The sequence below is a fragment of the Sphingomonas sp. PAMC 26621 genome (assembly GCF_000251145.1).
In the GTDB taxonomy this organism is placed as follows: Bacteria; Pseudomonadota; Alphaproteobacteria; order Sphingomonadales; family Sphingomonadaceae; genus Sphingomonas.
In genome coordinates this window covers 1-7,806 of the sequence record NZ_AIDW01000041.1, presented here as the reverse complement: position 1 = coordinate 7,806, position 7,806 = coordinate 1, and the positions used below count along the sequence as shown (strand labels likewise).

Here is a 7,806-nt window from a genome sequence, read left to right as displayed (position 1 = left end):
CTCGCCGACTTTATGGCTGTCTATAACTTTCCCCGCCGGCTTAAGACGCTCAGCGGTCTCACACCCTACGAATACATCGCCAAAATCTGGACTTCAGAACCAGACCGGTTCATCGTTAATCCGATCCACCAAATGCCGGGACTAAACATGGCTGGGGTCATCGCATCGGGTGCTCGCCAACTTGAGCTAAGAAGCTGTTTGGAAAATCGGATTGCGGGATTCCCGGGTCGCCCGAAGTATGATTCAGGGTTCGTATGTGGACCGAAGAAAGCCGTGGGCGCAACGCCGCCATCGCGCGCAAGACTAAGCGCTATCCGTGCGATCTGACGGATGAGGAATGGGATCGGATCGCGCCACTGATGCCTCGGCCAGGGCGGCGCGGCCGCCCGCGCGAGGTGGATTTCCGCGAGGTGATCAACGCGGTGCGCTACCTGGTACGCTCAGGGTGCGGATGGCGCATGCTGCCGGTCCATTTTGGCCCTTGGCAGACCGTTTACGGGTGGTTTCGCGAACTGGCGCGACGCTTCTTGTTTCAGACGATCCATGATGTGGAATTGATGCTCGACCGGGAGCGGCAGGGACGCGAGCAATCCCCGTCAGCAGGAGTGATCGACAGTCAATCGATCAAGGCACCACACGCAAAAACAAGGGGATACGATGCCGGCAAGAAGATCGCTGGTCGGAAGCGTCACATCGCGGTCGATACCGATGGGCGGTTGCTGATGGTCAACCTGACCACCGCCGACATCTCCGACAGCGCCGGAGCCCAGACCATATTAGATGGCATTCGCAAGCGCTGGCCCTGGGTCAAACATCTCTTTGCCGATGGTGCCTACGACCGTCTCAAGCTCATGGACAAGGCAAGCTATCTCGACTTCGTCGTCGAGATCATTCGTCGCTCTGACGACCAAAAAGGCTTCAAGGTGCTGCCACGCCGTTGGGTCGTCGAGCGCACCTTTGGATGGATGATTCGATGGCGACGCCTCGTGCGCGACCATGAGCAGCGCATCGATGTCTCGCAGCCATGATCATGGTCGCAATGGGCGGCATCATGCTGCGCAGAAACGCACACCCCTGATTTCCAAACGGACTCTAAGCGCGGACACATGACGAACGTTGGCACCGAGAAAACCGATAGACGATCGTCTATTGTGATGGCTCATGTCGGGGGTATGATTCGCTGCTAAGCGGTATAAGGTCTAGCGGATAATTCGAGTGGAGCTTTGGTATGTCTGAAGTCAAGCCAAAGTCCGAAAGGCAGGAAGACGCCGAGGCAGCCGTCGACGATTTCCGAAAGGACCTTGGACCTTTCGTTGTTGCCGCGGAGACGACACGCATGGCAATGCTTTTTACCGACGCGAAGGCACCCGGCGACCCGATCGTTTACGAAACGACAGCTTTCTAAAGCTGACTGGGTAGATCGGAACGAGGCATTGGTCAAGTTCAATTCCTTACTGGAACAGCGCGTGGACCCGGAAGTCATCGAGAAGATCAAGTCCGAATTCGCGAAATCTGAGAATCACGACAATAACCTGGATATCGACTATAACCGGAAGGACGGCAGTACGTTGTTCGTCTCGGTATTCATAAGCCCGGTATGGGACGAGAGTGGCAGGATCGTGCAGCATTTCGTTTCGTTCATGGATATTACCAAGCACAAAGAAGCGCAAAATAAGTCGAAAATGTTCATCGACGAGCTTAATCATCGTGTAAAAAACACTTTAGCCACGGTGCAGGCGATAGTCTGGCAGTCGTTCAAAAAATCATCCGATACCCAGATCGTTCGAGAGTCTATCAATTCCCGCCTCTTCGCTCTTTCCCGATCGCATGACCTCCTTACCCGTGAGCAATGGGACGGCGTGAGTTTGCGCGACTTAGTGAACGAGGTATTGGAGCCGTTTGGGGTCGCAGGCGATGGCACGGCGCGCTTCTTCATCGCAGGTCGACATGTCCGCATTTCACCGCAGACGGCGTTGGCGCTCGGCGTCGCGCTCAACGAGCTCGCGACAAACGCTCTGAAGTACGGTGCCTTATCCAACGAAGCAGGATGCGTCATGATCGAGTGGGCGGTCGCGCCCATGCCGGCGGGCAACAGGCTGATTATTCGTTGGCAGGAAAAGGACGGCCCAACTGTGGCTCCGCCGTCGCGCAAAGGGTTCGGTTCGCAGGTGATCGAGCGTGGTTTGTGTCATGAGCTGGCAGGGACCGTGCATCTCGACTTTCCGGAAGAAGGCGCGGTTTGCACGATCGATATCCCGGCACCCGAGGGTGCCCATGTCGGATAAGCCGCTTACCGGTCGGCGCATCTTGGTCGTCGAAGACGAGTTGATGATTTTGATGCTCGTCGAGGACATGCTGGCCGAACTCGGGTGTACGTCCATCACGTCAGCCGCGACTGTTAACCAAGCGCTTGCTTTTATCGACGAGAAAGAGTTCGACGCCGCGACATTGGACGTCAACCTACACGGAATCAAAAGCTTCCCCATCGCCGACGCGCTTGCCGCGCGCGGCGTACCCTTCATGTTTGCAACCGGATTTGGCGCGGAGGGAGTACCGGCCCGATATCACCAGCAGCCTGTCCTCAGAAAGCCGTTCCGCTACCAAGATGTATCAGACCAATTTCAGCGCCTCTTAAACCTCTGAACAGCAGCCCTTTTTGCGGAACGGCGGTCGTTGCGTCATTATGGCTCGTACAACACCACGAGCGGACAGGCCCGATGACCAGAACCGAAACTCTAGAGATACGCGTGCCGCGCTGAATGTGCGCTACCTGCTGGCTGACACTGTGAGCAGGTATTTTCGATTGCGGGCACGTCACGATGATTGCGAGCACGCTGGCAGATAGCGTGAGCAGTTGGCCGCGCCCATTGTCAGACAATCTGAGCAGCAATACGCTCCGTTTGCGAGCAGCGGCCGCTACTATTGCAAGCACCTACAGCTATTCTCCTCTTACATCGTCGCCGCGAATGACGATTAATGGTAGGTTTTCTTCAAACGGTCGTCTCTCGCGCTGCGCGATCCGATGAATGTGATGCTCAAGTTTCTTAAATCTATTCATACACTGCTGCGCGTCGAGATTGGTCTGGCTGTCGTTCGCCAACTCGGCGATTGCAGCTGGTGTAATTATATATTTGATAGGACCGCCGGGGCCAGACGCTTCGAAAACGACGCCATTTCGAATTTCGTCCCAGTGGAAGCGCCCGGATACGAACGTCAGAAGCGGTATCCCGTTTGCAATAGGAGCAGGTGTGGCTGGTCGGACGTTAGCGTGCGAGCCCGTTGCCAAAAACGATTTAAAATGTACCCGCACTTGGTCACATGCGTGAGATAACAATCGGTCTATGTACAATTTATACATTTCGACTGGATCGTCTTTTCGACGATGCAACATATTCCATTCTCCGAACTCTCGATCGAAAATAATACGATCCATCAGTATCTCGATAGAGTGATGACGGTCGTCTTTCATAATTCGTTGCAAGCAAGGTTCGACGCTTACCGTTGAACCTTCCAACACCTGTATGAGGCATTTGCCATTTGAAAATAGCAAACCCGTGACCTCGTCCAGTGCGTTGTTATGGCGCGACTGATTGAGTATTCTCGCAAGGTCAGCGCCATCACCGGAAACCGTGCTTGTACTGACATACAATATCTGACGCATCGTTCACCCCCGACCGGCTGACTACAGGTTTGAACGGGAAGCAAAATTCCTGTCAAAAACATGTTTTATTGAGCTCAATTGATATGTCTGAGCAAGATCAAACGCATGTTGTTGACATTGAATGAAATTGTTATTTTCATGCTATATAGCTCCATACCTATGTACGGGGAAAGTTTTCGACTGCCAATAACGGTAAGGTGCCTAGCCGTTAAAGGCGCAGGCGGGGGCTGAACGAACGACCGCTTTCGGGAAGCACCCCAGTAGCGCTTAATGCCCATCATTGGGCGCTTCCGGTCCGTCCGCTTTTCAGACGATCCCCCCCCCCCCCTTGGATATGCTCTATTTTCCTCCGGAACGTTTTAGGTATGCCCTTTCAAGACCGGACTAAGCGCGGTTCCTTTTAGGCGTTAGTGCAACGTAAAAAAGACTGAACGTATAAAGACTGCTCATAGCAGACCGAAACAATGTTCATCCGCGCCTATTCGCCATCCGCATCCGCATTCTCGCCTGGCAAAGCTTCTAACTTGCCCAGAGCCCGCGCCAGCGTGATGGCCTGAGTTACGATTAGATCGCACGCAGCAACACGTTCGGTTTCTAGGCAAGCGTGTTTCCAACCATCGACAAAAGAGGGTTCTACCCCGTCAGCGATTAGGCCACCGGCGAGGCGTTTTACTGTAGCATCGAGAGCTTCGGATAGGGGTACGGGAGCCGCGACAGCACCGGCAACCGCGCCACCGGCGTGCAGCATGAGCTTGAAACCCAGGTTTTGACGGAGGGTCATGTGCTCATCGTCGGTCATGTCAGGCTGCTTCCCCTCCGTAATTTGTTTATGCGCGGTTGGCGCTATGCGGCCTTCAGCATGAAATCGACGTGGACGGCATCGTAAGGGAAGACGACGCCATTCTCGACACGGTCGACGACGCCGGCGTTGATGAGGGCGAGCACGTCGCCATGGACCGCCTTAACGTCCCGGCCGAGCCGGCGCGCGACTTCGCGAATGGCGAGAGGGCCCTGGCCGGTCATCGCCTGGATAATGTCCCATCGCTTGGGGCTGATGGTTTTCCAGAGCAGATCGATCGATACGAAGGAGATGCGCTGGCCCTGTGGTTCGCCACGAAATGCAGCGGCAAGCCGCTCTTTTGCTTCGTCGATCGAGGACACGCCGAGCGTTACCGTGTTCATTTTCCTGTCCTCCAGCTTTCTACGTCAGACCAAAAGTCGGTTATCAGCGTGTCGATGCCTTGGAATGGATAATCGACCTCGATCGCTCCCAGATGCTTGTGATCGCCTTTGCCGGCCTCGTTGTCGTACCGCATGACACATACTCCGGCATCCACCAGCGCTAGCCGGTATTTGAAGCTATGCGCGCTGCCTGCGGCGGGAGCGGGAAGCTGCCAGACCACCAACTCAACAAACATAGTTTCGGAAAGCCCGATCCGCTCACACAGGCGTAATTCAGCTTTCATGTTGGAGTCTATGCCAACAGCTTACTGCGTTGTCAACCACTCCAACAGTTCGGTAGAGCCATTGCAGGCTGAAGGCCGGGCAGTCAAAACACCGTGATGACTGAGAACGAACAACGGCTACTCGCCGCACTTGCCTGGATGTGTGAGCAGTATCTCAGCGATGGCACAGGCACGCTCGATCACATGTGCATGAGCGCGGGCGAAGAGGCCGTCGAATTGCTCATTACATACGGTCTGGTTGATCCGTCAGCTAGAGGTGGCTCATGGACTCCGGCAGGCAAAGCGCTATTGGCCTCGACCTGATAAACGGGGAAACGTGCCTGGGCTTTTTACCCACCGTTGCAAAAAGGGTCCCTTTTGCGACGATAAAGCTATCTTCATCAGGCAAAAAAATGGGCCAGCGTGAGCCGGCCCCGAAGTTATCAACAGAGGATGCCTGAAAGGCGTCGTCATGCTGCGCTTGCGAACAAATTGATGCAAGCCCCTTAAAGCAGTTCTCGAAAATGGAGCCAACCGAAGGCCTTCCATGATGCAAAAATCAAAAGTTTTGCATCAAACAGAATCAAAGCGGTTGGTTGGTTAGGTGACTGGTCCGTCGCCGCTGTCGTATATATCGAGGTGAAGCGACAGGCCGCGATGCCCGAGCGCTAGAAGCGACCTGGGCGAGAGCTTCGCTTCTTCATTGACGCCGTCGAGAATAAGGCCGCAGACGACCTCACCCGATAGGCTGGTATTGATCTTCTCCCACAAGAAGGGATCATTCGGCAGCTGGTCCAGCAGTTCGATTATGAGTTGCTCCAGTGGTTTCCCGGTCTGCCAACCCGTAGTGAGCTGAAACCGACCTGTGCTTGCAACCATTTCCTCGCCGGCTTTGGAGCGGTACGCCTCGCCCTTGCGAACCTGATAGGCAGGTGCATGCCCTAGCCAGGAACGAAGTTCATCCGGATCGAGCTCGTCACCAACGAGCCACACTGAAACCTTGCATTCGGCGACATCATTCATGGCATCGGACTACCTGATCCACGTCTGCTTTCCATCACCTTTCAAGTTCGCTGATGCACAAATCACAGGTTCTGCATCACGTTCGGAACGGCAGGAATCTAGGCATTTTGGTAATGCAGAAATCCGATGCGCTGCCGATCGCGGATGTCAGGGTCTGGTGGTCAGCGGACAGACCGCTTTTGGCTATGAAGGCTACTAAGCGGACGGTCGCCTGTTATTGCGGCCAACCAAGATCAACCCGACCGGTATAACATAGAACCAGGCGGCGACGACTGCCCAGACGGCAACGCCTTCAGACGTGCTCTCGGCGCTAAACGACGGCCACAGCGGGATTTCCCACATGAAGAGGCTTAGGGTCGCTATCGGGAGAGCAGTCGCAAGCCAAAGCACGAAAACTAGCAAGAACAGCGATTTCCTAGCGGTAAAATGCTTGCCGATCATGAGACAAGGATGTCGGCTTTCGGGTCGGCTGTCCAGTCCGCCAAACGCCCGACATTGGACGTTTCCGGTCCGTCCGCTTTCTGGCCCCAAAGCAGCCGGTCCGTTTGTGGGCACGGTGGTCGCGATGATAGCGTCTGAACGTCGCGACCTGGGTGGAAACCTGCCCTACGGCTCCACGTTCGGTTTCGCGCCCCACGGCATCAACCCATACACGGCTCGCGAGAAATCAATGTCCGTTGTTGGGCCGCTGTCGTTGCAATAGCCTTCGATCATTGAAGGCGACCGTCTTTCAGGAACACGATGAAGCCCATACCATGTTCGATCCCCAGCACGCTCCCGTAAGCCCCACTTAACGGCGACGTTTCGGACAACACAGGGGCATCATCGGCTACCGCGAGATTAGAAAAGAAACCCGCGCCGCTGTTCTCGAAGCCAATGACCCGCGCCGTGTCGATCTGGCGACGAATGCCCTCAGAAGAGGCCGGATACTCCGCTGCCGTGATTTCGAGGACTTCCCGTTCGATAGGCCAAAGCAGTCGCATAAAGAGCGCGTAGCCGATCCTGTGAATGACTGGAAATGGTCGACTGCGGCCTGTTCGGTCAGCGCTCGACAGATCGCGGAAGTCGCGAGCAATCTGGCCCATGCACCTGATCGACACTCGTATCCGTCACCCATGCGCCGAACCATGAAAACGAACTCATGTCGGGCAGGTATGGCTTCAGCACCTCACGCTCATAAAATTCGACACGTCGAACGTCAGCTTCGACATGAGCCGATTGCTTCACGATCACCGTCTCTAATCGGTGGTGCTCCTGTCGGTGGGCATCGATCCAGTTCAACTTGCGAGCGCAAATTCCTGTGCGGTCTCCGCGTGTTTCGGCGGCACTGGATAATGAGGCACCCGACAAGGCAACGAAACTAATCACGACTGATGATATGCGAAGCGCTCTCGACATCTCTTGCTACTAATCGAAACTTGCGATGTCCGCTATTAGGCGTTTTCGGTCCGTCCGCTCCTAGACCGGCCGGACCTGCGATAACGACCAATGCGCATAGCTGTGGCTCAAGCCATTGGGCGTTATCAGCACTCCATCCGAGCGCTCATCACCTCACGCCTACGTCCGATTTTGGTGAAAGCGGACGTCGGCTACTTGCCCGCATGCAGATGAACAATCGCTGGGCGTAGCTCGACGGTCGGTTCCGGCCCGACCACTTCGAGGCAATTCCAGTCCGTC

At 55.3% G+C, this 7,806-nt stretch carries 9 protein-coding genes and 2 pseudogenes; 5 read left to right on the top strand and 6 right to left on the bottom strand.

Annotation, left to right across the window (positions count from 1 at the left end; all coding sequences use genetic code 11):
- The 5 genes and pseudogenes from RI03_RS23770 to RI03_RS19035 form a co-directional block, all read left to right on the top strand.
- Positions 1–147: pseudogene (locus tag RI03_RS23770) on the top strand (IS481 family transposase); the annotation flags it as partial.
- A 107-nt stretch (positions 148–254) separates the two neighbouring features.
- Positions 255–1,078 (top strand): annotated as a pseudogene (locus tag RI03_RS19045) (IS5 family transposase).
- 150 nt (positions 1,079–1,228) lie between these two features.
- Positions 1,229–1,405: a hypothetical protein gene (locus RI03_RS24360; protein ID WP_202949382.1), complete on the top strand. Its 177-nt coding sequence runs from the start codon at positions 1,229–1,231 to the stop codon at positions 1,403–1,405.
- A gap of 28 nt (positions 1,406–1,433) precedes the next feature.
- Positions 1,434–2,285, top strand: a complete 852-nt coding sequence (locus RI03_RS19040; protein ID WP_202949381.1) for a sensor histidine kinase — start codon at positions 1,434–1,436, stop codon at positions 2,283–2,285.
- Positions 2,275–2,643: a response regulator gene (locus RI03_RS19035; RefSeq protein WP_026046879.1), complete on the top strand. Its 369-nt coding sequence runs from the start codon at positions 2,275–2,277 to the stop codon at positions 2,641–2,643. Before RI03_RS19040 ends, RI03_RS19035 begins: the two co-directional genes overlap by 11 nt.
- A gap of 295 nt (positions 2,644–2,938) precedes the next feature.
- On the opposite strand, the gene RI03_RS22950 is transcribed toward RI03_RS19035, so the two are convergent.
- The 6 genes from RI03_RS22950 to RI03_RS19000 all read right to left on the bottom strand — a co-directional run bounded on the left by RI03_RS22950 (position 2,939) and on the right by RI03_RS19000 (position 7,214).
- Complete coding sequence (locus RI03_RS22950) at positions 2,939–3,661, bottom strand: BLUF domain-containing protein (protein WP_010219263.1); 723 nt, start codon at positions 3,659–3,661, stop codon at positions 2,939–2,941.
- A 478-nt stretch (positions 3,662–4,139) separates the two neighbouring features.
- Positions 4,140–4,460 carry a hypothetical protein gene (locus RI03_RS19030; protein ID WP_010219262.1) on the bottom strand — a complete coding sequence of 107 codons (321 nt, stop codon included), beginning with the start codon at positions 4,458–4,460 and terminating at the stop codon, positions 4,140–4,142.
- A gap of 44 nt (positions 4,461–4,504) precedes the next feature.
- A complete protein-coding gene (locus tag RI03_RS19025) occupies positions 4,505–4,843 on the bottom strand; it encodes an HVO_A0114 family putative DNA-binding protein (RefSeq protein ID WP_010219261.1) in 339 nt (112 codons plus the stop codon).
- Positions 4,840–5,127 carry a toxin-antitoxin system TumE family protein gene (locus RI03_RS19020; protein WP_037515663.1) on the bottom strand — a complete coding sequence of 96 codons (288 nt, stop codon included), beginning with the start codon at positions 5,125–5,127 and terminating at the stop codon, positions 4,840–4,842. The genes RI03_RS19025 and RI03_RS19020 overlap by 4 nt, the downstream gene beginning before the upstream one ends.
- A gap of 579 nt (positions 5,128–5,706) precedes the next feature.
- The gene (locus RI03_RS19010; RefSeq protein ID WP_010219258.1) at positions 5,707–6,129 is read right to left on the bottom strand and encodes a DUF4279 domain-containing protein; all 423 of its coding nucleotides are present in this window, start codon (positions 6,127–6,129) and stop codon (positions 5,707–5,709) included.
- Positions 6,130–6,839: 710 nt separating this feature from the next.
- Positions 6,840–7,214 (bottom strand): hypothetical protein, encoded by a 375-nt coding sequence (locus RI03_RS19000; protein ID WP_010219256.1) that lies wholly within the window; start codon positions 7,212–7,214, stop codon positions 6,840–6,842.
- Between the last annotated feature and the right edge of the window lie 592 nt (positions 7,215–7,806).

Excerpts from the sequence above, each read along its gene's own strand:
- RI03_RS24360 (WP_202949382.1), top strand. The coding sequence starts at position 1,229 with ATGTCTGAAGTCAAGCCAAAGTCCGAAAGGCAGGAAGACGCCGAGGCA.
- RI03_RS19035 (WP_026046879.1), top strand. The coding sequence starts at position 2,275 with ATGTCGGATAAGCCGCTTACCGGTCGGCGCATCTTGGTCGTCGAAGAC.
- RI03_RS22950 (WP_010219263.1), bottom strand. The coding sequence starts at position 3,661 with ATGCGTCAGATATTGTATGTCAGTACAAGCACGGTTTCCGGTGATGGC.
- RI03_RS19030 (WP_010219262.1), bottom strand. The coding sequence starts at position 4,460 with ATGACCGACGATGAGCACATGACCCTCCGTCAAAACCTGGGTTTCAAG.
- RI03_RS19025 (WP_010219261.1), bottom strand. The coding sequence starts at position 4,843 with ATGAACACGGTAACGCTCGGCGTGTCCTCGATCGACGAAGCAAAAGAG.
- RI03_RS19020 (WP_037515663.1), bottom strand. The coding sequence starts at position 5,127 with ATGAAAGCTGAATTACGCCTGTGTGAGCGGATCGGGCTTTCCGAAACT.
- RI03_RS19010 (WP_010219258.1), bottom strand. The coding sequence starts at position 6,129 with ATGAATGATGTCGCCGAATGCAAGGTTTCAGTGTGGCTCGTTGGTGAC.
- RI03_RS19000 (WP_010219256.1), bottom strand. The coding sequence starts at position 7,214 with ATGGGCCAGATTGCTCGCGACTTCCGCGATCTGTCGAGCGCTGACCGA.